Below are 21,987 nucleotides of genomic sequence, written 5' to 3'. Positions count from 1 at the left end.
CCCTCCAGAACCCCGCCTCGAGGCAGTCCCGTGTTTTCGAGCACGGGATCGCCGTCACCGCTCGGATTCGGTCTCGCGGTCGCGGAGCTTTCGGCGCTGGATCTTGCCGGTCGTGGTCTGGGGGAGCGCCTCGACGAACTCGATCTCGCGGGGGTACTCGTACTTCGCGAGGTTCTCGCGGACGAGGTCGCGAAGCTCCTCGCGCAGCGCGTCGTCACCCTCGATCTCGCGAACCGGTTGGACGAACGCCTTGATGATCTCGCCGCGCGTCTCGTCGGGAACGCCGATCACACCCACCTGCTCGACTGCCGGGTGTTCGAGGAGTGCGCTCTCGACCTCGCCGGGGCCGACCCGGTAGCCGCTGGTGATGATCACGTCGTCGTCGCGCGCCTTGAACCAGACGTAGCCCTCCTCGTCGCGATAGCCGAGATCGCCCGTGAGGTGCCAGCCGTCGACGGTCGCCGCCTCGGTCTTCTCGGGCTGGTTCCAGTACTCCTCGAAGACGACCGGGTCGTCGTCGCGTCGGACGGCGATCGTTCCCACCTCGCCCTCGGGAAGTTCCTCGCCGGTCCCGGAGTCGACGACGGCGACGACGTGACCGGGGACGGGCTTTCCCATGCTGCCGGCTCGCGCCGGAAACCAGTCTCGACAGTTAGTGACGAGCAGGTTCGCCTCGGTCTGGCCGTAGAGCTCGTTGACGACGACGCCCTCGAGCTCCTCATCGGCCCACTCGAGAATCTCCGGCGTCAGCGGCTCGCCGCCCGAGCAGATCGCCTTCAACGCGAGGTCGTAGTTCGTCGCGGGGTCCTCTACGCCCATCATCATCCGAACCGCCGTCGGCGGCAGGAACGCGTCGGTCACCCCGAACTCCTCGAGCAGTTCGTAGGCCGTCCCGGCGTCGAACCCCTCCATCGGATAGCCGACGACGGGACGGCCGTAGTGCCACGCCGGAAAGAGGAGATCGCCCAGCGCGCCGATCCACGCCCAGTCGGCCGGCGTCCAGCAGACCGACTCAGTGAGGTCGCGCTCGAAGTACATGTAGAACGCCGGACAGTGGCCCAGCCAGACGCCGTGGGTGTGCAGAACGCCCTTCGGGGGGCCCGTCGAGCCGCTGGTGTACATGACGATCGCCGGCGTGTCGACGTCGGTCTCGGCGATCTCGAACCCGTTCGACCGTTCCTCGTGGACGGCCTCGAACCGCTCGACGCCCGTCGGCGGATCCTCGACGTCGACCGAGATCACGTGCTCGAGATCCGGACAGTCTCCCCGGACCGACTCGACGGTTTCGAGCACCGCTCGGTCGACGACGGCGGCCGTCGCCCCGCTATCCTCGAGGCGGTACCGCAGCGCGTCCTCGCCGAACAGCACCGACAGCGGCAGGCTGATCGCGCCCAGCTTCCAGCACGCTACGTGCGTGATCGGGTTCGCCGGCTTCTGGGGGGCGACCACCGCGACGCGGTCGCCTCGTTCGACGCCGCGTTCGGCCAATCCGTTGGCGAACGCGTCCGTGAGGTCGTCGAGCTCACGGAAGGTGTACGTCTCTCGGGTCCCGTCGGGGTAGGCCTGGTGGAGCGCCGGTCGGTCCACGTCCTCGTGCTTTCGAAGCAGGTCGCGGGCGGCGTTGTAGTCGTCCGGTATTCCGTCCCACGTGAACGCCTCGTACGCGTGTTCGTACGTCTCGCCGTCGGGATCGATCTGCCACGCCATGTCGACCCGTCTCGACCGCCTCGACATAGTTCTACGCTCGAACCCGGCGAGAGGCGAGCGCCGAGCGCCCCGACCCGAACGATCGCCGGTGCTTGCGAACGTCGGCCGGACCTTTTAGTGAAGCGCGTTAATTACATCTAATTAGCCATGTCGGAGAGTACTACGGGCGGTGACTTGACGGTGTCTCGATACGATCTAGCGCTCGGCCTGATCCCGGGTGCGTACGCGGCGGGCCTCCTCGCTCAGACGGTGCTCTCCGTCTCCCTGGTCGCGGCGCTCGTGATCGCCTCGCTGGTCGCGACGGCGGCGCTGGTCGACGTGCTCCTCGTTCACCCGCCGGTGTAGAGTCGTCGTGCCACGAGGCGTTCGACACGACGAACGCCAGCGTCTCACAGGGCGCGCTCGAAAGACCAACGTTTACGAGGCAGCGCCGACGGTTTCCACGTAGCGACGAAGACGAACGCACACTCTTTCATCATGAGCTCGAACACCCACGCCCTTCGCGAACGGATCGAAGCCGTCGAGAGCACCTCGGCCGACCGAACGAGTCTCGTCACTCTCGCGGTTCCGCCGAACGAGTCGCTCGAGGCAGCACACAACCGGATCGAACGAGACCACGCCGAGTCCGAGTACGGCGACTCGGGTCCCATGAACAAACACCTGAAGGACGCGCTCGAGGAGCTCCGACACCTCCTTCAGGATTACGACGAGACGCCCGAGAACGGGATCGTCGTCTACGCGGGCGTCACCGACGACGAGGAACTCGTGACGTACGTCTTCGACGACCTCCCGACGCCGATCGACGACCTCGTCTACGAGCACTCAAACGAGTTCGACGTCGGTCCGCTCGAGAGCCTGACCGAGCCCTCGTCGACCTACGGCCTGCTCGTCGTCGAACGAGGCGGCGCCGCGCTCGGCCGTCTCGAAGGCGAGGAGGTCGTCCCGATCGAGACGCTCGAGAACGAGATGGCCGAGGAGACCCCCTCGCTGGAGGGCGCACCCGAGGAGGCCGAGGGCGAGGCCCTCCAGGACCGCCAGGCCGAGTGGAAGGAGGGGTTCTTCGACGACGTCGCCGACGCCGCCGAACGCGCCTTCCTCGGCGAGGAGCCGGTCGACGAACTCCTGCTAGGGGGCACCGAGATCACGGTCGAGGAGTTCACCGGCGACGACCGCCTCGATCACCGCCTCCGCGATCGGATCGCTGGTACTTATACTGTGGAGTACGCCTCCGAACAGGGACTCCGACAGCTCGTCGACCGGGCCGAGGACCACCTCACCGCGGCCGATGACCGCCCGGCCCGCGAGGCGCTCGATCGGTTCTTCAGTGCGGTCGACGAGGGCGAGGAGGTCGTCTACGGCCGCGAGAAGGTCGAGCGGGCCCTGGAGTTCGACGCCGTCGGGACGCTCCTGCTCTCGGAGTCGGTCCCCGCGGAGGAGACCGGCGATCTGATCGAGCAGGCAGAGGAGATCGAGGCCGACCACGTCCTCGTTCCCACCGACCTCGAACGCGGCGAGCAGTTCGAACAGGCGTTCGGCGGCTACGGCGCGCTGCTTCGCTTCGAGATCGACTAGCGTCTCCCGCTCTCCTGCAGGTATCGGTATCGCTGACGACGAGTACGCTGGCTCCTGGAGGTGCATCCGGTGACTACTTTTCATGGACTGCACGAACCTCAGGGGCTGCAGAGCTGTCAGGAGATAGCTATCTGATTGCCGATCACGTAGTACTCGAACGGGGTATACGAAAACGACCTATGGCACAAGCACACAAACTCGATTGCGAGGCGGCACAGAACGACTGTCGGTTCATCATCCAATCGGAGGACGAGGAGGAGGCGCTCGAACTGGCTCAGCGACACATGCAGGAGTTCCACGGCAAGGACTTCACCGACGAGGAGCTTCGAGAGGGACATCTACAAGTCGTCTAGTAGAGGCGATCAGCCCCAACGGCGTCTCCCCTCGTTCGGTCGCCGGTATCGGCCGACAGGGAACGTCCCGATCGGGCAGCCCTGGCGTTCCTTCGGGTGTCGTGGGTCTGGAACGACGATTCTCGACGGAGAGAGACCGCTCTGTGACCGCCCGTTCTCATCGCGGCACCCCGCGAAACTGCCATCTACAGGTCGGGAAACTCCTGTTGATACGCCGTTCCGTCGAGCCGGTCCTCTCGAAGCGGCCAGAAGGCCAGAAGCGTCGCGGTCTCCCCGGCGACCGCTCGTGAGGTATGGGGGATCTCGGGAGGGATCGCCAACGCGTCGTAGGGTTCGAGTTCGACTCGCTCGCCGTCGACGAGGAAGTCGAGGCGCCCCTCGACGAGCATGTTCATCTGTTCGTACGGGTGCGTGTGGGGCTCGCCGTCCGGCTTTCGGGGACCGATTCGGGAGAAGCCGATCATCTGATCGATGCCGCGAAAGACGACCTGTTCGAACCCGGGCTCCTCGCGATAGGGCGTGACGTTCTGCAGGTCGTGTACGGCAGGAATCGCGGATCGGTCGTAGTCGCGTGGCATGTGCGGACGTCTCGAGTAGCTCAAATAAGACTGCTCGTTCTCGTCCTCCGACGTTCGAAACGGGATTCCTCGAGCGCGGTTCTGCTGGCGCTCGTTCGGCTCGTTTCGGCGGTGTCAGTCCAGTGCCTTCTCGAGTCGGTCGATCAGCCCCGTCGAGCCGACGTGGACCGGCGTCCGCTGGTGGAGGTCGGTCGGTTCGACCGCCAGTAGGGAACGCTCGCCGTTCGAGGACCGCCCGCCGGCACACTCCAGCACGTAGCCGACGGGGTAGCCCTCGAACTGAAGCCGAAGCTTGCCCTCGGGAGCCGACTCGAGCGCCGGATAACCGTAGATCCCACCGTAAGTCAGGATCTGGTTCACGTCGCCGATCATCGAGCCGCCGTATCTGAGCTTCAGGCTCGGGTCGGACTCGACCTCCTCGACGTACGCCGCGAACTCCTCGGGCCAGTCGGGGACGCGCCCGCCGAAGCCGTAGACCGTCGGGTCGTCGGGGAGTTCGACGTCCTCGCGGACCGCCTCGCGCTCGCCGTCCTCGACGACGTACTCCGTGACCTCGCCGTCGACCGCCGCCGCCATCGTCGTGATCGGGCCGTAGAGCACGTAGGCGGCCGCGATCAGGTGATCGCCCGCGGCGGGGAGTGCCTCGTCGTACACTCCCACTATGGTCCCCATCGTGTTGTTGGGCTTGAGGTTCGAGGAGCCGTCGAGCGGGTCGACGCCGACGGAGAGTTCACCTCCCTCCCCCGTCTCGACCACGCCCGCCCGCTCCTCGCTGGCGTACTCGTCGACGCCGTCGATCGCGCCCAATCGTTCCTCGAGCAGGTCGTCGGCGTACGCGTCGGCCGCCATCCGAACCTCGCCGCTGGGGTTGGTCTCGCTGCTCTCGACGCGTCTGCCGGGCAGCGCCGAGCGGATCTCGGGAGCACACCGTGCGACCGTCTCGAGGACCGCTTCGACGGTCGTCTCCGAGCGTGCGTCCATCAGTCGTCAGTCGCGGTTGCGGCCTCGGCTCCGCCGCCCTCGAGCGCCTCCTCGGCGGTCGCGCCCTCGAAGATCACCTTCTCGAGGCCGTCGAGGATCGACTCGGGGTCCTCGCGCTGGAAGACGTTGCGGCCGACCGCCAGTCCGGAGGCGCCGGCGTTCATCGCCTCCTCGACCGTCTCGAGGAACGCCCGGTCGTCGGTCTTCGAACCGCCGGACATGATCACCTTCGTCTTGCCGGCCATCGAGCAGGCGTGCTCCATCGCCTCGGGGCTGCCGGGGTACTTCACCTTCGTGACGTCGGCGCCGAGTTCGAGTCCGAGCCGCGTCGCGTACGATATCACGTCCGGCTTGGTGTCGTTCTTCAGCCCCTGGCCGCGCGGATACGACCACATGACGACGGGCATGTCGTGTTCGCGGGCTCCCTCCTGGATCTCGCGGAACTCCTCGGCCATCTCGACCTCGTGGTTCGAGCCGCCGTAGAGCGTGAAGCCGACGGCGTCGGCGCCCAGTTCGGCGGCGTAGTCGGTCGAGCAGTTCACCGCCGAGTCGTGCTCGCCCATCCAGAGGTTCGAGGTGCCGTTGAGCTTCAACAGCAGGTTCACCTCGTCCTCGTAGGAGGGGTAGTACGCCTCCGCGACCCCCTTCTGGACGGCGGTCGCGGTCACCGCGTCGTGCGTGGCGGTCTCGAAGATCCGTTCGGGATCCATCGTCCCGGGCACCGGTTCGAAGTCGACCGGCCCGTGCTCGAGCCCGTGATCGTACGCCAGGATCAGTATCTTTCCGTCCCGTGCGATCGGGGAGTCGGTCAGTGGAAGCATCTGTTTTGGAGTCGGGTAACATCCTATAAGAATGTACTGCCACCCTCCGGAATCCCGGGCTCTCGTCGCGTCAGTCGCTCGAAAACGAACGATCGTGGAGAGATCTAACTACCGAGATAGTAAACCTCTGACGGCACGCTTAGGAGTGGCGCCGTCGAAGCGCTCCCATGGTTCGAACGATGGACTCGATCGAGCGGGTCGGCGTCGTCGGCGCGGGTACGATGGGCAGCGGGATCGCGCAGGTCGCCGCGACGAACGGCTACGAGGTGAGGATGCGCGACGTCGAGGAGGGTTTCGTCGAGCGGGGGTTCGAGTCGATCGACGACAGCCTGGAGCGGTTCGTCTCGAAGGACCGGCTGAGCAGGGAGGAGGCCGACGCTGCCGTCGAACGCATCACCGGCACGACCGATCTCGCCGATCTCGCGGACTGCGACCTTGTCGTCGAGGCTGCCCTCGAGGAGATGGACGTCAAACGAGAGGTCTTCGCCGACCTCGACGGAATCGTCGACGAGGACGTGGCGCTCGCGACCAACACCTCCACGCTGTCGATCACGACCATCGCGAACGCGACGGACCGCGCTTCACGAGTGGTCGGGCTCCACTTCATGAACCCCGTCCCGATCATGGAGGGCGTCGAGGTGGTCGTCGGCGAGCGCACGGACGAGGAGACCACGGCGCTCGCCCACGCGTTCGCGGAGGCGCTCGGGAAGACCACCTGGGAGTCCGACGACAAGCCCGGCTTCGTCACCAACCGCATCCTGATGCCCTGGATCAACGAGGGGGTCCGTGCGTTCGACGAAGGTGTCGCCACGAGGGAGGACGTCGACGCGGGTATGCGACTGGGGACGAACGTCCCGATGGGTCCTCTGGAGCTCGCCGACCACATCGGGCTCGACGTCTGTCTGAACGCCTCGCGAACCCTGTACGAGGAGCTCGGCGATCGGTACAAACCCGCCTATCTCCTGAAACGGAAGGTCGAGGCGGGCGACCTCGGGAAGAAATCGGGACGGGGGTTCTACGAGTACTAAACCGTGGACCAGCAGGACGAGGAGCCCGCGGCGCTCGCCGACGAGCTTCACGCGGAGCTCGAGGCGACCGAGGAGCTCCCGATCGATCACCGCGCGAACCGGTGGCTCGGCGAGGCCCAGGCGGTCGCAGCAGAGATCCGTGAGGCTCCCGCCGAGACGCGCCGTGAGGGTGCACGGCAGGTGATCGAGCTACTCGAGTCGATCGAGGAGACGGGAAGCGAGGAGGCCGACGAGCGCATCGAACGCGCGCTCTCGCTCGCCGAACGGCTCGCGTGTGATACCGGTTAGCTTCGGGCTCGGTGAAACGGCTGTCGGTCGATCGCTCGGCGCAGTTCGGGGAGCGCCTCGCCGTCGGTCTCGCCGAGCGTCCGGCTGACGATCGCCTGGACCTCCTGGCGCGAGATCTTCACGCCCGTCTCCGAGAGGGCGTCCTCGGGCCGCTCGGAGAGCTCCCGAAGGGTGCCGACCGCGAGCAGGTAGGGGATCGCCCAGGCCGCGAGCCGGTTGCCGTCGGTCTTGGGGACCGCCTGGAGGTAGCGCTGGGCGTCGTCGAGGAACGTGCGCGCGTGGTCCGCTGTCCGCCGGACGACCGTCGCCGACTCTGCGACGTTCTCCTCGGCACAGACCGCCTCCTGGGCGACGCCCTCGCGTTCGAGCCAGTCGGCCGGGAGGTAGACGTTGTTCTCCTCGTGGACGTCGTCGTGGACGTCCTTCGAGATGTTCACCAGCTGGAGCAGCAGGCCGAACGACTCGGCGGTGTCGTAGAGCCGACGTTCGGTTCGATCCTCGACGCCGTCGCGACAGACGAGGTTGGTGATGAGCTTCCCGACGGTGCCCGCGGCGTAGTAGCAGTACTCCTCGAGTTCCTCGCGGCTCTGGATCCGGAGCCCGCCCTCCTCGGCGTAGCGCTCGACGAACAGCGCCATTCCGGAGACGAGCTCACGGACGGGGGGTCGGATCGCCTCCTGGACCGCGGCGGGCTGGCGTTCGAACGCCCGGAGCACGCGGGGAGCCTCCGCGACGACGTTCCAGTCGGCCGAGCGCTCCTCCGCCGCGGGGATCCACGGCTCGACGCGCTCCATGAACGCCGCGACGTCGGTCGGGTCCTCCGGATCGAGCAGCGCGTCGTACGTTCTGAGGATCGCCGTCTGCTCGGTCGGTGGCAGGTGGTTGGCGTCCTCGACGGTGTCGGCGACGCGACAGAGGAGATATCCGACGCAGATGTACGACGACATGGGCTCGTCGAGGACGTCGATGGTGAGCGCGAACGTCCGCGAGACGCCATCGACCGCCTCGTGACACCACTCGAGGTCGGCGGTTTCGGAAAGTGAACTCCGGGAGGATCCAGACATGGCCGTTACCGGTTCTATGCCGCGGAGATAAAAAAACCCACAGGACCTGTGCTCGCCGCCCGAGGGGTTTAGCACTGTCGTTCGTCCGAGGACGGATCACGGCACCGAACCGGACGAAGGCGACGCGAGCGTGCCGAGCGAGCCCCGATCGAACCGAAACCTAAAGCATCGACCATCGAGATTAGGTGGTATGGACTTCAGCCGCTCCGCCGAACAGCGCCAGATCCACGAGATGGTCGCGGAGTTCGTCGACGAGGAGGTCAAACCACGCGCGGGGGAGATCGACGAGAACGACGAGTTCCCCCACGACCTCGTCCGCGAGATGGGCGATCTCGGTTTGATGGGAATGCCGTTTCCCGAGAAGTACGGCGGGGCGGGCCTCGACTACCACTCCTACGCGGACGGGCTCGCCGAGATCTCGAGGGGATCTGGCGGGCTCGGCACCGTCGTCGCCGCCCACACCAGCCTCGCGGGCAACATGCTCTACGAGTTCGGCGACGAGAGCCAGAAGGAGGAGTACCTGGTGCCGCTCGCGGAGGGGCGAGAGGTGGGGGCGTTCGCGCTCTCGGAGGCCGGCGCGGGGAGCGACGTCCCCGCGATGGAGACCCGTGCCGAGAAGGACGGCGACGAGTACGTCGTCGACGGCGGGAAGCTCTGGATCTCGAACGGCTCGGTGGCGGAGACGATCACGCTGTTCGCGAAGACCGACCCCGAGGCCGGCAGCCGGGGGATCTCCTCCTTCGTCGTCCGGCCCGAGGAGGACGACGGCTTCCACGTCGAGGGCACCGAACACAAACTCGGCGACAAGGGCTGTCCGACCGCCGAACTGCGTTTCTCGGGGATGCGAATCCCCGAGTCCCGTCTGATCGGCGAGGAGGGTCGCGGCTTCGTCCAGGCACTGAAGACCCTGAACGGCGGGCGCATCACCATCGCCGCCCGCGGAGTCGGCCTCGCGCAGGCCGCGCTCGACGACGCTCGCGAGTACGCGGGCGAACGCGAGCAGTTCGACCAGCCCATCGGGGAGTTCCAGACGATCAAACACAAGCTCGCGGACATGGACACCAAGCTCCGGGCCGCGCGCCTGCTGATGCACGACGCCGCCGACCGGAAGATCCGCGGCGAGGAGTTCAGAAAGGAGGCCGCCCAGGCGAAGCTCTACGCCAGCGAGATCAGCAGGGAAGTCGCGAACGAGGCGATCCAGATCCACGGCGGCTACGGCTACACGCGGGACTTCGACGTCGAGCGCTACTATCGCGACGCGAAGCTCAACGAGATCTACGAGGGGACAAGCGAGATCCTGCGCAACACGATCGGCGACTCGGTGCTCGACTGACCGGATCGGTCCATCCGTCGCCGAGCGCTCGACGATCGGCCACCACCCCTGCCCCGGATCGCGAGCAGGAGCTGATCCCGATCGACGGGTTTGCCTTCCACCACCACGAACGGCTGGTATGAACGAGACGAGCGAGACGGCCGCCGAGTACTACGAGACCGACGCCGAGCGCGTCCTCGAGTTCGCGCGTGACGGCCGCCGGGCCTCGATCGCGCAGGACCGCTCGGGCTACGCGATGCTGATCGTCCGCGACGGGGCGGGCGAGGAGCGAGAGCGGTACTACGGCTTCGAGATGGCGCTCGATCACGCCGCCGAACTGCTGGGGGACGATCCGAACGATCTCCCGGTCCCGGACGCCGCCGCGGACATGGGAATGTAAGTAGGTAGAGGATAAATTCCGGCAGTCCTATAGGCACTCCTCGTCTAGGGGTGACGATGACAGGTGTTCGAATCGCTGGCACGGGTCATACGCACTTCGGCAAGTTCCCCGAGCGAACCGCTCGGGACATGTTCGCCGAGGCCAGCGACGGCGCGATCGAGGATGCGGGGATAGCGCGCGGAGAGATTCAGGAGCTCTTCTACGGCAACTTCATGGGCGAGGTCGCCGAGGACCAGGGCCACCAGGGGCCGCTGATGGCGGAGATCGCCGGCGTCCACGGCGCGGCGACCCGCTTCGAGAGTGCCTGTGCCTCGAGCGGGGCTGCCGTGCGCGAGGCGGTCCGGAACGTCCGCAACGGCGAGGTCGACGTGATGCTCGTCGGCGGCGCGGAACGCATGACCAACCTCGGCACCGCGGGCGCGACGAAGGCGCTCTCGATCGCCGCGGACGAACTGTTCGAGATCCGCGCGGGGATGAGCTTTCCCGGCGCGTACGCGCTGATGGCTAACGCCTACTTCGAGGAGTACGGCGGCTCGCGCGAGGACCTCGCGCACGTCGCGGTGAAGAATCACGCCAACGCGCTCGAGAACGACTACGCACAGCTCCAACGCGAGATCACCGTCGAGGAGGTGCTGGAGGCGCCGCCCGTCGCCGAGCCGCTCGGGCTGTACGACGCCTGCCCGATCAGCGACGGCGCGAGCGCGATAGTGCTCGTCAGCGACGAGTACGCGGAGGAGCACTCGCTCGACGCTCCGGTCGCGATCACCGGCAGCGGCCAGGGCGGCGACCGGATGGCGCTGGCCGATCGGGAGTACCTCGCGCGGACGCCCGCCGCCGAGGACGCCTCGAACGAGGCGTACGCCGACGCCGGGATCGACGCCGACGACGTCGACGTCGCCGAGGTTCACGACTGCTTCACCATCGCCGAGGTGCTCGCGATCGAGTCGATCGGCTTCTACGAGCCCGGCGAGGGGATCACGGCGGCGCGCGAGGGCGAGACGACCGCCGACGGTGACCGACCCGTGAACCTCTCGGGCGGTCTGAAGGCGAAGGGCCACCCCGTCGGCGCGACGGGCGTAAGCCAGGTCATCGAGGTCGCAAGCCTGCTCACCGGCGACCACCTCAACAGCGACGCCGTCCCGGACGCTGAGACCGGTCTGGTCCACAACGCCGGCGGCACCGTCGCTAGCACGACGGTCCACGTGTTGGAGGTGGCGAAATGAGCGAACAGACCGACGAGGGGTACGACGAGTGGCTCGAGGCGATCGCCGAGGGCGAGGCCTACGCCTTCGAGTGTCCGAACGGTCACGGCTCGCTCCCCCCGAGACGGCGCTGTCCGGAGTGTGGCGATCCGGAACTCGAACGCCGCGACCTTCCCGACAGCGGCACCGTCGACACGCTCACCACGATCCACGTCGCCACGCCCGACTTCGTCGACGACGCGCCCTACACGGTCGCGATCGTCGACTTCGGACTGGTGCGCCTGACCGGCCAGCTCCGGGGCGTCGAGGATCCCGAGGAGGGCATCCGCGTCGCCGCCGGCGTCGAGGAACGCGAGACGACGGGCGACGACCTACTCGTTTTTCGCCCCGCGTAGCTCCTCGCGAACGACGCCGACGAACTCGCGGGGGTGCTCAGCGTGTGGAAGCAGCCGCGCCCGATCGATCACCACGAGCCGAGCGTCGGCGGTCTCCGCTAGCGTCCGGCCCTGGCGAAGCGGCGTGATGTCGGCCTCTCGGCCCCAGATCAGGGTGGTCGGCACGTCGAGTCCCGAGAGCTCCTTGCCGAGGTCGATCGGCCGGTTGAGGAAGCCGCTGATGAACGATGCGGGCGCGTAGCGCGCCCCCGGCTGGTGGGCGCTCGTCCACTCGTACTCCCGTTTCTCCTCGCTGAAGTTCTCCATGTCGTAGTAGCCGTGATCCGCGCTGAAGTACCGGATCGCCGGTTTGCTCGTGACGAGGTTGTAGATCGCGGTGCCGACGACGGGGGCCCGCAGCAGCGATCGGAGGGCGGGTCGCTGCGTGGGCATCGCCGTCGTCGTCGGACAGACGAGGAGGAGCCGCGAGAAGCCGGCGTCCTCGGCGGCCTCGACGGCGTAGGCAGCCGACAGCGAGGAGGCCAGGCAGGCGGCGTCCTCGGTCGTGTCGCGTGCGAACTCGGCGACGAACTGTACGTACAGTGACCCCGAGTAGAGCAGCGGCGGACGCTCCGAGAGCCCGAAGCCGGGCAGGTCGGGTGCGACGACGTGGTACTCCTCGGCGAGCGCGTCGAAGACCTCCTCGAACTCCCGGCTGGAGGCGGCGGCGTTGACGCCGTGGATCAACAGCAGGTCGGGGTTGTCGGGGTTGCCCGCCTCGGTGTAGGCGACGTCGATGCCGCGCCAGCGGTAGGTGTGCTGGCGTCCCGACAGGGCGGGCTCGAGCGATCCTGCGTTTCCGGCGAGAGTGCGATTAGCGACGGCGGTGAGGCCGACCGCGGCCGCGGCACCACCGACCAGTCGTCGAAGCTTCATACCTCGTTCGTCGGTCGCCAGGGCCTTAACGCTGGTCGGACGGCGAACTCACGTTTCACTCGTAGTAGTAGCGTAAAATAGCCGAGTGACGTTCATCGACCCCGACCGTTCTGCCGGGAGAGCGGATTCCTGGAGGTGTACTGGATAGAGGGCGCGTATTCAGCAAGCGATTGTCCTCAATTGTAGTGGATGAAGGGCTATTAATGCGAGTGTATATCATTGAGGTTTTTAAATAACAGACCGATACAAAGCCAATGGTAACAATTGGTCAGGTCGTTCTTAGCGTAGCAACGGTACTCCTAAGTGTACTCCTCAGTGGCTTCCTCAGCTGGAGAATTTCAAAGGGGAAGCTTCAGATGAAGTATGAATGGGAGCGATATAGTGACGCTGAGGAATGGTGTGATGAGTTCATTCGGCTAATTCGAGAATTACAAGCAAATTATGAATACAAGTATCGGGTCTTGGATTCAAATATACAGAATTCTGGAGGTTGGATTCCAGGGAATGATCTGGACGAATACGGCTCAAGGGTGATGAAGCATCTAGCCAACAGACCGCCTCTTATATTCAATTTGATCGGAAAACGAGACGAAGGAGAAGTTGGAATATCCGATAATGCAGGCGCTATATCCCTATATTGTGGTATTCTCGCGGACGAAAACCTTCGAAGCATGGATGATGAGGTATCAGAAACGATGGCGGAATTGAAGGACGATCTCTACAATCCATGTGAGGATTTGATTAATGAAGTAATGGAACTCAGAAACGAGGATCTACAAGCAGACTTCAAAGAGTGATCCCCCGGGTACTGAACACAGCCTCTGCATTCAGTACGATATTTTTGGGCAGCTTCCCTACGGGGTCGATAGTTTATCCGGTAACGCCTGTTACCGATGTGGCGGCGTCTCCTCGCGCGCGTCGAGACAGCGTTCGAGCGGCGTCACGATCTCGTCGGCGACCGTGTACGGGTCGATCTCGCGGGCGGCGATTCGGTCGACCACCGACTCGATGCCGCCCCGACGCTCGAGTTCGTCCTCGAGCAGGTGGCCGGCGTCCTCGCGCAGTAGCGTCCGAACCTCCTCGGCGTATCGTGCGCGCGCCTTCTCCTCGAGCGCCCCCGACGACTCCAGGTACTCGCGGTGGGCCGCGAACGTCTCCAGGAGGTCGTCGATCCCCTCGCCGCTCGTCGCGACGGTCTCGACGATCTCCGGCTTCCAGCCGTCGTCCCCGTCGTTGCGGCCCTCGAGCATCTCCGAGAGCTGTTTCACGGTTCGATCGGCGCCGGCCATGTCGGCCTTGTTGACGACGAAGACGTCGCCGATCTCGAGGATGCCCGCCTTCAGCATCTGGATGTCGTCGCCGCTCTCGGGCTGGACGAGCACCGCGACCGTGTCGGCGGTACGGACGATGTCGACCTCGTTCTGTCCGGCGCCGACGGTCTCGACGATGATCCGGTCCATCCCGAAGGCGTCGAACGCCTTGATCGCGTCACCGGTCGCCGTCGACAGTCCCCCTAACTGCCCGCGCGCGCCCATCGAACGCACGAACGTGTCCATGTCGCCGGTGGTCGAGGCCATCCGGATGCGGTCGCCGAGCACCGCGCCGCCCGTGTACGGCGAGGAGGGGTCGACCGCGATCACGCCCACCGTGAGCCCCTCTTCCCTGTAGCTGAGCGCGAGCTTATCGACGAGCGTCGACTTGCCCGCGCCGGGGCTGCCGGTGATGCCGATCACCTCCGCGTCGCCGGTGTGCTCGTGGAGTCCCGCGACGAGGTCGCGATAGCCCGGCGCGCGGTTCTCGATCTTCGTGATCGTGCGCGCCAGCGCCCGGTGTTTGCCGGCCAGCAGCTGCGTGACTAGGTCGTTCTCGCTCTCGCCCGTGCTCATCGTTCGGGAGCGTTCTCGCGGACGAACTCGATCGTCTCCTTCATCGGCGTGCCCGGTCCGAAGATCGCGTCGACGCCCTTCTCCCTCAGCGGCTCCTTGTCCTTCTCGGGGATCACGCCGCCGACGATGATCAGCGTGTCCTCGAAGGCGTCGTACTCCTCGAGCCCCGCGACGATCTTCGGGATGAGCGTGTTGTGCGCCCCCGAGAGGATGGAGATTCCGAGCACGTCGACGTCCTCCTGGACGGCGGCCTGGACGATCTCGTCGGGCGCGTTGTGCAGCCCCGAGTAGATCACTTCGAACCCCGCGTCCCGAAACGCTCGCGAGATGACGTGTGCACCCCGATCGTGGCCATCGAGGCCGACCTTCGCGACGAGACAGCGGATCGCCCGCTGGTCGCCTTCGACGCTCACGCAACCCACCTCCGATCCGACGATCGGTTCATGTGCCCATTTCCCAACCGAGAACTTTCACTTTAACGGATGTCCGTGACGGTCTTCGCACCCCTCGAAGTAACTTCATTCGGTTACCTCGTGCGGGAATCCGTCCCGAATACGGTTTCTGACAAGGGTAATGCCTCTCGGCCGTATATCCCTCCTGTGGCCATCTCTCTGGACGTTTCGGGCCTCCGACGACTCGAGCTCTCCGTCAGCGAGGTGACCGGAGCGGTCGGAGACTCGATCACGGTGTTGCCGATAGTGGTTGCGATGGCGGCACTGACCGAGATCTCGCTCCCGCACGTGCTGTTGGCCTTCGGCGTCTTCCAGATCGTCTGGGGAGTCCGCTACGGCCTTCCGATCTCGGTCGAGCCGATGAAGGCGCTCGCCGCGCTCGCGATCGCCGGCGCGCTGAGCTACGCCGAGCTCGCGCTCGCCGGCCTCGTCCTCGGGGTCGTCCTGCTCGGGATCGGCACTACCGGAGCGCTCGCCGAGGTGGAACGGTGGATCGGCGAGCCGGTGATCCGGGGGGTGCAGTTCGCCGTCGCCCTCCTCCTGCTCGAGACGGGGGCAGGGCTCGCGCTCGAGGACCTCACCCTCGCGGCCGCGGCGGCCGTCATCGCGCTGGTCGCGATCGCGCTGGGACGCAGACGGGCGAGCGCGCTCGTCGTGCTGTTCGTTGGAATGGCTATCGCACTCGCGACCGCGGGCGTTCCGTCGCCGCGGCTTCCCGGCGCCCCGCCGCTACCGGCGATCGCGGGGGCGCTCACGTGGCGGACCGCCGACGGCGTCTTCGCCCAGTTGGCGATGACGATCGGCAACGCGGCGCTCGCGACCTCGCTTCTGTTCTCCGATCTCTTCGACCGGGAGGTCCCGGCCGACGAGCTCTCGACGAGCATGGGCGTGACGAACCTGCTCGCGGTTCCGGCCGGGGGGATCCCGATGTGTCACGGCTGTGACGGCGTCGCCGGGAAGTACGAGTTCGGCGCGCGGACGGGCGGCGCGAACCTCGTCCTCGGGGTCGGCTATCTCGCCCTCGTCCCGTTCGCCTCGGCGGCGTTTCTCGGCGCCTTTCCGGTCGCGATGCTCGGCGTCCTTCTCGTGATGATCGCCGTCTCGCTCGGCGCGAGCGTCCGGAGCTCGTCGAATCTCGCGCTCTCGGTCTCGATCGGGCTGCTCGCGCTCGTCTGGAACCTCGGCGCCGCCTTCGTGCTCGGTATCGTCGTCCACCTGGCGATCGAGCGCGCGAGACGGGGAGCCTGACCCAGTTCAGCGCTCGGCGGGGACGGCGGTGGTCGACTGGATCCAGGCGTTGTCGTTCTCCGCGTCCTGGATCAGGAAGATCGTGCTCGAGCCGTGGAGGTACTCCGTGTAGCGATAGCGCTCCGTCTCCGCGCGTTCACGCTCCATCGGATCGGCCCTCGACGATCGGTTTCTCGCTCATTATTTCAGCTAGGAAATGGTTGTGTATAAGCTTTCTAGGGTCTGGAATCCTCCCGCAGTCAGTCGGTTCGCGGGATCGCGTACGCGCCGACGAGCAGGAACGCGACGGCCAGGCCGGCCAGGACCGCCAAGTCCGCGAGCCACGGATCGCCGGTCGACGTCACCGCCCGCACGCCGCGTGCGAAGTACGTCAACGGCAGGAGGTCGATCAGCGGGCCCATCCACTCGGGCAGCAGCGCCGGCGGGACGAACGTCTCCGCGAGAAAGAGCATCGGCAGGGCGACGGTGTTCGCGGCGGCGATCACGCCGTCCTGGGAGTCGGCGACCCGCCCGAGGATCGCGCCGAACCCGCAGAACAGCGCCGTCCCCAGCGCGACGAACGGGACCAGCAGCGGCGAGGGGACGAACTGCGCGTCGGTGATCAGCAGGAGGACGACGAGGAGGACGGCGCTCGCCGCCCCCACGAGGACGACGTTGACGAGCGTGTGCGCGAGCAGCCACTCGGTACGCGAGAGCGGCGTCGTCGCCAGCTTCTCGAAGCGGGTGCCCTCACGGTGGCGCGCGACGGTACTCCCGACCCGCGAGAGCGGCGTGAACATCACGACCACGGCCAGATAGCCCGCGAGGTAGTACTCGGGAGGTTCGGTGAACAGCCCGCCGCCGGTCGGGTCGGTCCGCACGAGCGCGCCGAAGATCACGATCAGGATGACGGGGAAGAAGAAGGTGAAGAAGACGGCGGTCCGTCGGCGGACGAACGAGTGCCACGCCGCGCCGAACTCCGCACGGATCCGGGCGGTCGCGCTCATCGCGCTCCACCCGTCTCCGCGAGGGGGTTCCGTGCATGCGTCTCCGCGTCCCGTTCGCCCGCGAGCGCGAGGTAGACGTCCTCCAGCCCGGATTCGGTCCAGGTCAGCGACTCGTACTCGATGCCCGCGCGTTCGAGCGCCGCGACCGCCTCGCCGATCTCCCGAGGGCGGATCCCGTGGACGACCAGCCGCCGATCGTCCGCCGAGACGCGATAGCCGCTTCCGGCGAGCGCGTCGGTCCCGGCGTCGGTCTCGACGATCAGACGGCTCTCGCCGCCGTGTTCACGTACGAGTTCGGACGGCGAGCCGACCTCGACCAGCCGCCCGTCCGCGAGCAGGCCGACGCGGTCGGCGAGGCGTTCGGCCTCCGCCATGTCGTGAGTCGTCAGGAACACCGTCGTCCCGCCGGCGGCCAGCCTCGCGATCAGAGTTCGGAGATCGCGCCGGCCCGCGGGATCGATCCCCGTCGTCGGTTCGTCGAGGAAGAGCACCTCGGGATCGTTCACGAGCGCGGTCCCCACGCAGACGCGACGCTGCTGACCGCCCGAGAGCTTCTCGTACCACGTGTCGGCGTCATCGGCCATCCCGACCTCCGCGAGGACCTCCCCGACCGGCCGGGAGTCGTCGTAGAGCCCCGCGTAGTACTCCAGAAGCTCGCGCGCGGTGAGCCGCCGCGGCGGGGAGAACGACTGTGGGAGCAGCGCGATCCGCGAGCGGTCCACCTCGGCGGGCGGTGAGCCGAGCACCGACGCCCGCCCGCCGTCCGGCTCGGTGGTGCCGGTGAGCGCGCGCACGAGCGTCGTCTTCCCCGCGCCGTTGGGGCCGATGAGCGCGAACACCTCCCCCCGTTCGACCGAGAGCGAGACGCCGTCGAGCGCGAGGGCTCCGTCGTACTCACGGCGGAGGTCCTCGGCGACGAGCAGGTTCTGCATGTCCGAAGCCAGCGGCGGTACGGACCTAAGGGGTTCGATCCGCTACCGACTTTGCTGGTAGCGGTTCCGGAGGACGATGGCCGTGGCATTCATCGTCAGTAGCACGACGAGGAGCGTCACGACGCCGGCGGCCAGAACGCCGTAGCGGAAGTCCGTCTCGATCTGCGTCGACCACGTGAGGATCTGTCGGGGCATCGCGCCGGTTCGGCTGAAGAAGGATTCCGGCGAGACGCGCACGACGGCCGGGACGCCGATCATCAACAGGGGAGCTGTCTCGCCGATCGCCCGCCCCAGCGCGAGGATCGTCCCCGTGAAGATGCCAGCCATCGACTCGGGAAGCACGACGTTCCGAACGGTCTGCCACTTGGTCGCCCCCATTGCATACGAGGCGTTGCGTCGGGAGTCGGGCACCGACCGGATCGCCTCCTGAGTCGAGATGATCACGATCGGCAGGATCAGCAGCCCGACGGTGAACCCGGCGACGACGGCGGTGCCGACGCCCATGTTGAGGAGATTGATGAAGATCGCCAGCCCGAGAACCCCGTATACGACCGAGGGCACACCCGCGAGGTTCGCGATGTTGATCTCGATGAGTTCGATGAAACGACCCAGCTTACCGCCGGAGGGCGCGTACTCCTCGAGGTAGACCGCCGCGGCGATCCCGACGGGAAACGCCGAGACGACGATCACGATGAGGATGAGGACGGAACCGACGAGCGCTGGGTAGATGCCCGCCTCGACCGCCGTCGTGGAGTGTACCCCGGTGAGGAAATCGCGATTGAGCCACGTCTCCGGACCAGCAAAGTCTGCGAGGTCGGCGATCGCCGTCCCCGCGAGGATGCCCGCGACGACGACGACCGGGAACGCGAACCCCGAGGTGCCCTCTCCCTGACGGAGAACGCGATCGACGTACATCACCAGTGCCCCGACGACGGGGGAGACGGCGATGACCCAGGTAGCCGGAAGGACGCCAGCGACGGGCCCGATTACGAGGCCGAGGCCAGCGGCGACCAGCACGACTGCGAGGGCGATCGTCCCGGCGCGAGTGCTCTCGCGTCCCTTCCGGACGTACCAACCCGCGAGCGTCGCGATCGGGAGGGCAAAGGTCAACAGGAACATGACCGTCACCGTCGGTAGCGCAGGGGCTGAGAGGACGAGGTTCCGGAGGCTCGGGAAGAGCCCCGGGACCCCGACGAGTGCGAGGATGGTGCCACCAACGAGGAGGACGGTACGTTCGTCGGTTGCGTTCGGTCTGATCCGCTCGTGTGCCCGAACGAGCGCGACGACGATCGCCAGCGCGACGACGAAGCCGAACCACATTCGGGGGGGAGCGACGTGTCGGAACAGCAGCCAGACGCCGCCCGCAAAGAGGCCCATGACGATCGGGAGTCCGAGTGCGGTGTAGGCGACCCGTCCGGCTGCGGGGTCCCGGCGATAGTAGTACGCACCCAGTCCCAGCATGGGCAGGAGGACCGTCCCAGTGAACGTCAACAGCCACCCTGGATCGGCCGACAGCGGGGCGAACGCGTCGTTGAACACGTACAACAGAAAGACGAGCATCAGAAACAGCGCGAGTGCCGTCGCACCCAGACAGCCCCACTTGAACAGCCGGCCCGTCGTGCGGTCGATCGATCCGGCGTCGCCGAACCACTTGCCGACGTCGGTGGCGTCGCTCGCCATTATCGAGACACCCCCGTTCGGACCGCTTCGTGTCCCATCATTGGTACTCCTCCCGGTAACGCGCCGCGATGCGGTTGCTCAGCAGGTTCATCGTAAAGGTGATGACGAACAGCGTCAGCCCGATCGCGAACATGCTGTAGTACTCCGGCGAAGCACCCGTCGCGTCGCTCGTGACTGCGTTGACCATCGCCGCGGTCATCGTACGACCGGAGCTCGCGAGACTGCCGAACGGATCGAGCGGGTCGAACAGGTTGGTCTGGAGCCCGGCAGCCATGACGACGATCATCGTCTCACCGATCGCACGGCTGAGTGCGAGGATGTACGACGAGAAGACGCCCGAGACCGCAGCTGGAATCACGATCCCGGTCGAGACCTGGAACTTCGTCGCGCCCATTCCGTAGCCGGCCTGACGCAGCGAATCGGGAACGGCGCTCATGGCGTCCTCCGAGAGCGACGAGACCATTGGCACGATCAGGATCCCCACCATGACTGACGCACTGAGCAGGTTGAACGTGCCGAGTGGGAGCCCCGCGGCGCGGAGCCACGGGGTGAGATAGACCAGCGCGAGGTAGCCGTAGACGACCGTCGGGATCCCCGCGAGGATCTCGAGGGCCGGCTTGAGCACTGACCGCATCTGCGGGCTGGCGTACTCCGAGAGGTAGACGGCGGCGGCCGTCCCGATCGGAATCGCGACCAGCGCGGAGACCACGGTAACCGTAAGCGTCGCGCTCACGAGCGGCCAGACGCCGTACTGGCCGCTTCGTGGCTCCCAGTTGGTTTCGGTCAGAAACGAGACGACGTCGACCGCTTCGAACCCGAAGAAGGTGATCGTATCATACGTGAGCGTGACGAGGATACTGAGCGTGACCAGCACCGTCAACGCGGCGCACGAAAACAACAAGAGCTTGATCAATCGTTCTTGTATTCCACGGCCGACCGAACCGTAGGTTATTGACTCACTCGCTGTGCCTGAGTTTCCGCTCATCGTCGAACCATGTCTAATATCTATCGTATTCGTGTGATGCTGTTCGTTCCCGATTCAGACCGCGGGCGAAACGGACGCTGAAATGGGATGTCGGTCGCTCCGTCGTCGCGTGCAGCCCGTCGATTACTGGTACTCTTCGAGCGTCGAGAGGTTCTCGTCTACTTGCTCGGAGTTCGACGGAACGTAGCCGATCTCCTCGCCGATGAACGACTCGTCGGAGTTATCGAGGTAGTACTCCGTGAACGCGTAGACCTGTTCTTTCTCGCTGAGCGAGTTCCCACTCGGGTAGATGAACAGCGGCCGCGCCATCGGGTAGTCGCCGGCCTGTGCGGCTTCGAGGCTTGGCTCGACCGGCTCATCGCCCTCGCTTTCCGCGACGGCGAGCGCCTTGACGCGGTCCTGGTTCTCCTGATAGTACGCGAAGCCGAAGTAGCCGATCGAGTACTCGTTGTTTTCTAGCCCTTCGACGATGATGTTGTCGTCCTCGGTCGGTTCGTAGTCGCTGCGGTGGTTGCCGGCCTCGCCGACGACGTTCTCGGTGAACCAGTCGAAGGTACCGGAGGTGTCGTCCGGACCGAACAGCTCGAACTCCTCGTCGGGCCAATCGGAGTTGACGTCGGCCCACGTCTCCGCACCGCCTTCCTGCCAGATCTGGGCCATCTGATCGTAGGTCATGCTGTCGACCCAGTCGTTGTCGGGGCTGACGGCCATCGTCAGCGCGTCGCCGGCGACCTGGAACTCGACGGGTTCGACGCCGTTCTCCTCACAGCTCGCGGATTCTTCCTCCTTGATCGGTCGCGAGGCACCGTTGATGTCGGAGTTACCCGGACAGAAGTGGTTCTCGAAGCCGCCGCCGCTTCCCGTGGAGTCAACGGTCACGTTGACGTCGGGGTTCTCCTCCATGAAGTTCTGTGCCATCTGGTCCGAGATGGGAAACACCGTGCTCGATCCGGTGACGATGACCTCGCCCGAGAGGTCGCTATCGCCGTTTCCGCCCCCGCCGCCGAGTCCCTCGTCACCTGAACCATTATCGCTCGACCCCTCGTTGTTAGCACAGCCAGCGATCGAGAGTGCGAGCGCAGTCCCCCCCGCCGCGAGCACGTTTCGACGCGACACCGCTCCGCTTCGCCCGTCGGCTTGATCGTCCGTCATCACTCGAGACGTTTCGGCGATTGGTTAAGTACGATGCTATGATATATATA

At 66.2% G+C, this 21,987-nt stretch carries 25 protein-coding genes; 11 read left to right on the top strand and 14 right to left on the bottom strand.

Annotation, left to right across the window (positions count from 1 at the left end; translation table 11 throughout):
- Nucleotides 1–54: 54 nt before the first annotated feature.
- Nucleotides 55–1,707 (bottom strand): AMP-binding protein, encoded by a 1,653-nt coding sequence (locus tag V0Z78_RS12580; protein ID WP_336344984.1) that lies wholly within the window; start codon nt 1,705–1,707, stop codon nt 55–57.
- Nucleotides 1,708–1,854: 147 nt separating this feature from the next.
- Between V0Z78_RS12580 and V0Z78_RS12575 the strand changes: the two genes are divergently transcribed.
- The 3 genes from V0Z78_RS12575 (at nt 1,855) to V0Z78_RS12565 (ending at nt 3,632) form a co-directional block, all read left to right on the top strand.
- Nucleotides 1,855–2,052, top strand: a complete 198-nt coding sequence (locus tag V0Z78_RS12575) for a hypothetical protein (RefSeq protein WP_336344983.1) — start codon at nt 1,855–1,857, stop codon at nt 2,050–2,052.
- Nucleotides 2,053–2,184: 132 nt separating this feature from the next.
- Nucleotides 2,185–3,279, top strand: coding sequence for a baeRF10 domain-containing protein (locus V0Z78_RS12570; RefSeq protein ID WP_336344982.1), 1,095 nt, complete (start codon nt 2,185–2,187; stop codon nt 3,277–3,279).
- A 179-nt stretch (nt 3,280–3,458) separates the two neighbouring features.
- Nucleotides 3,459–3,632, top strand: a complete 174-nt coding sequence (locus V0Z78_RS12565; RefSeq protein WP_336344981.1) for a DUF1059 domain-containing protein — start codon at nt 3,459–3,461, stop codon at nt 3,630–3,632.
- Between the two features lie 185 nt (nt 3,633–3,817).
- Here V0Z78_RS12565 and V0Z78_RS12560 read toward each other — a convergent pair whose 3' ends face one another.
- The 3 genes from V0Z78_RS12560 to V0Z78_RS12550 form a co-directional block, all read right to left on the bottom strand.
- Nucleotides 3,818–4,210 (bottom strand): cupin domain-containing protein, encoded by a 393-nt coding sequence (locus V0Z78_RS12560; RefSeq protein ID WP_336344980.1) that lies wholly within the window; start codon nt 4,208–4,210, stop codon nt 3,818–3,820.
- A gap of 114 nt (nt 4,211–4,324) precedes the next feature.
- A complete protein-coding gene (locus tag V0Z78_RS12555; RefSeq protein ID WP_336344979.1) occupies nt 4,325–5,191 on the bottom strand; it encodes a class 1 fructose-bisphosphatase in 867 nt (288 codons plus the stop codon).
- Complete coding sequence (locus tag V0Z78_RS12550) at nt 5,191–6,012, bottom strand: class I fructose-bisphosphate aldolase (protein ID WP_336344978.1); 822 nt, start codon at nt 6,010–6,012, stop codon at nt 5,191–5,193. The genes V0Z78_RS12555 and V0Z78_RS12550 overlap by 1 nt, the downstream gene beginning before the upstream one ends.
- A gap of 167 nt (nt 6,013–6,179) precedes the next feature.
- Here V0Z78_RS12550 and V0Z78_RS12545 point away from each other — a divergent pair, with 167 nt between their 5' ends.
- Both V0Z78_RS12545 and V0Z78_RS12540 read left to right on the top strand, forming a co-directional pair.
- Nucleotides 6,180–7,040 carry a 3-hydroxyacyl-CoA dehydrogenase family protein gene (locus tag V0Z78_RS12545; protein WP_336344977.1) on the top strand — a complete coding sequence of 287 codons (861 nt, stop codon included), beginning with the start codon at nt 6,180–6,182 and terminating at the stop codon, nt 7,038–7,040.
- A gap of 3 nt (nt 7,041–7,043) precedes the next feature.
- Nucleotides 7,044–7,328, top strand: a complete 285-nt coding sequence (locus V0Z78_RS12540; protein ID WP_336344976.1) for a hypothetical protein — start codon at nt 7,044–7,046, stop codon at nt 7,326–7,328.
- Here the strand turns inward: V0Z78_RS12540 and V0Z78_RS12535 are convergent.
- Nucleotides 7,325–8,392: a phytoene/squalene synthase family protein gene (locus V0Z78_RS12535; RefSeq protein WP_336344975.1), complete on the bottom strand. Its 1,068-nt coding sequence runs from the start codon at nt 8,390–8,392 to the stop codon at nt 7,325–7,327. The two genes, V0Z78_RS12540 and V0Z78_RS12535, sit on opposite strands and share 4 nt — an antisense overlap.
- A 190-nt stretch (nt 8,393–8,582) precedes the next feature.
- On the opposite strand from V0Z78_RS12535, the gene V0Z78_RS12530 reads away from it, so the two are divergent.
- The 4 genes from V0Z78_RS12530 (at nt 8,583) to V0Z78_RS12515 (ending at nt 11,701) form a co-directional block, all read left to right on the top strand.
- Nucleotides 8,583–9,725 (top strand): acyl-CoA dehydrogenase family protein, encoded by a 1,143-nt coding sequence (locus V0Z78_RS12530; RefSeq protein ID WP_336344974.1) that lies wholly within the window; start codon nt 8,583–8,585, stop codon nt 9,723–9,725.
- Nucleotides 9,726–9,843: 118 nt separating this feature from the next.
- Nucleotides 9,844–10,104 carry a DUF7111 family protein gene (locus V0Z78_RS12525; protein WP_336344973.1) on the top strand — a complete coding sequence of 87 codons (261 nt, stop codon included), beginning with the start codon at nt 9,844–9,846 and terminating at the stop codon, nt 10,102–10,104.
- A gap of 56 nt (nt 10,105–10,160) precedes the next feature.
- Nucleotides 10,161–11,327 carry a thiolase domain-containing protein gene (locus tag V0Z78_RS12520; protein WP_336344972.1) on the top strand — a complete coding sequence of 389 codons (1,167 nt, stop codon included), beginning with the start codon at nt 10,161–10,163 and terminating at the stop codon, nt 11,325–11,327.
- Complete coding sequence (locus tag V0Z78_RS12515) at nt 11,324–11,701, top strand: Zn-ribbon domain-containing OB-fold protein (protein ID WP_336344971.1); 378 nt, start codon at nt 11,324–11,326, stop codon at nt 11,699–11,701. Before V0Z78_RS12520 ends, V0Z78_RS12515 begins: the two co-directional genes overlap by 4 nt.
- On the opposite strand, the gene V0Z78_RS12510 is transcribed toward V0Z78_RS12515, so the two are convergent.
- The gene (locus V0Z78_RS12510) at nt 11,678–12,616 is read right to left on the bottom strand and encodes an alpha/beta fold hydrolase (protein ID WP_336344970.1); all 939 of its coding nucleotides are present in this window, start codon (nt 12,614–12,616) and stop codon (nt 11,678–11,680) included. The two genes, V0Z78_RS12515 and V0Z78_RS12510, sit on opposite strands and share 24 nt — an antisense overlap.
- 254 nt (nt 12,617–12,870) lie before the next feature.
- Between V0Z78_RS12510 and V0Z78_RS12505 the strand changes: the two genes are divergently transcribed.
- Entirely contained in the window at nt 12,871–13,413 is a 543-nt protein-coding gene (locus V0Z78_RS12505) for a hypothetical protein (RefSeq protein WP_336344969.1), read from the top strand.
- A 90-nt stretch (nt 13,414–13,503) separates the two neighbouring features.
- Here V0Z78_RS12505 and meaB read toward each other — a convergent pair whose 3' ends face one another.
- Entirely contained in the window at nt 13,504–14,502 is a 999-nt protein-coding gene (gene meaB / locus V0Z78_RS12500; protein WP_336344968.1) for a methylmalonyl Co-A mutase-associated GTPase MeaB, read from the bottom strand.
- Nucleotides 14,499–14,915, bottom strand: a complete 417-nt coding sequence (locus V0Z78_RS12495) for a cobalamin B12-binding domain-containing protein (RefSeq protein ID WP_336344967.1) — start codon at nt 14,913–14,915, stop codon at nt 14,499–14,501. The genes meaB and V0Z78_RS12495 overlap by 4 nt, the downstream gene beginning before the upstream one ends.
- Nucleotides 14,916–15,101: 186 nt before the next feature.
- Here V0Z78_RS12495 and V0Z78_RS12490 point away from each other — a divergent pair, with 186 nt between their 5' ends.
- Nucleotides 15,102–16,202 carry a putative sulfate/molybdate transporter gene (locus V0Z78_RS12490; RefSeq protein WP_336344966.1) on the top strand — a complete coding sequence of 367 codons (1,101 nt, stop codon included), beginning with the start codon at nt 15,102–15,104 and terminating at the stop codon, nt 16,200–16,202.
- Between the two features lie 6 nt (nt 16,203–16,208).
- Here the strand turns inward: V0Z78_RS12490 and V0Z78_RS12485 are convergent, their stop codons facing one another.
- The 6 genes from V0Z78_RS12485 to V0Z78_RS12460 all read right to left on the bottom strand — a co-directional run bounded on the left by V0Z78_RS12485 (nt 16,209) and on the right by V0Z78_RS12460 (nt 21,937).
- A complete protein-coding gene (locus V0Z78_RS12485; RefSeq protein ID WP_336344965.1) occupies nt 16,209–16,349 on the bottom strand; it encodes a hypothetical protein in 141 nt (46 codons plus the stop codon).
- 92 nt (nt 16,350–16,441) lie between these two features.
- A complete protein-coding gene (locus V0Z78_RS12480; protein WP_336344964.1) occupies nt 16,442–17,188 on the bottom strand; it encodes an ABC transporter permease in 747 nt (248 codons plus the stop codon).
- Nucleotides 17,185–18,120, bottom strand: coding sequence for an ABC transporter ATP-binding protein (locus V0Z78_RS12475; protein ID WP_336344963.1), 936 nt, complete (start codon nt 18,118–18,120; stop codon nt 17,185–17,187). Before V0Z78_RS12475 ends, V0Z78_RS12480 begins: the two co-directional genes overlap by 4 nt.
- Before the next feature lie 42 nt (nt 18,121–18,162).
- Entirely contained in the window at nt 18,163–19,800 is a 1,638-nt protein-coding gene (pstA, locus tag V0Z78_RS12470; protein WP_336344962.1) for a phosphate ABC transporter permease PstA, read from the bottom strand.
- A gap of 37 nt (nt 19,801–19,837) precedes the next feature.
- Nucleotides 19,838–20,785: a phosphate ABC transporter permease subunit PstC gene (gene pstC / locus V0Z78_RS12465; RefSeq protein WP_409338702.1), complete on the bottom strand. Its 948-nt coding sequence runs from the start codon at nt 20,783–20,785 to the stop codon at nt 19,838–19,840.
- 123 nt (nt 20,786–20,908) lie between these two features.
- Nucleotides 20,909–21,937, bottom strand: coding sequence for a PstS family phosphate ABC transporter substrate-binding protein (locus V0Z78_RS12460; protein WP_336344960.1), 1,029 nt, complete (start codon nt 21,935–21,937; stop codon nt 20,909–20,911).
- Nucleotides 21,938–21,987: the final 50 nt, after the last annotated feature.

This window comes from Halalkalicoccus sp. CG83 (assembly GCF_037081715.1).
GTDB classification, from domain to species: Archaea; Halobacteriota; Halobacteria; order Halobacteriales; family Halalkalicoccaceae; genus Halalkalicoccus; species Halalkalicoccus ordinarius.
This window is presented reverse-complemented; position numbering and strand designations above follow the sequence as displayed.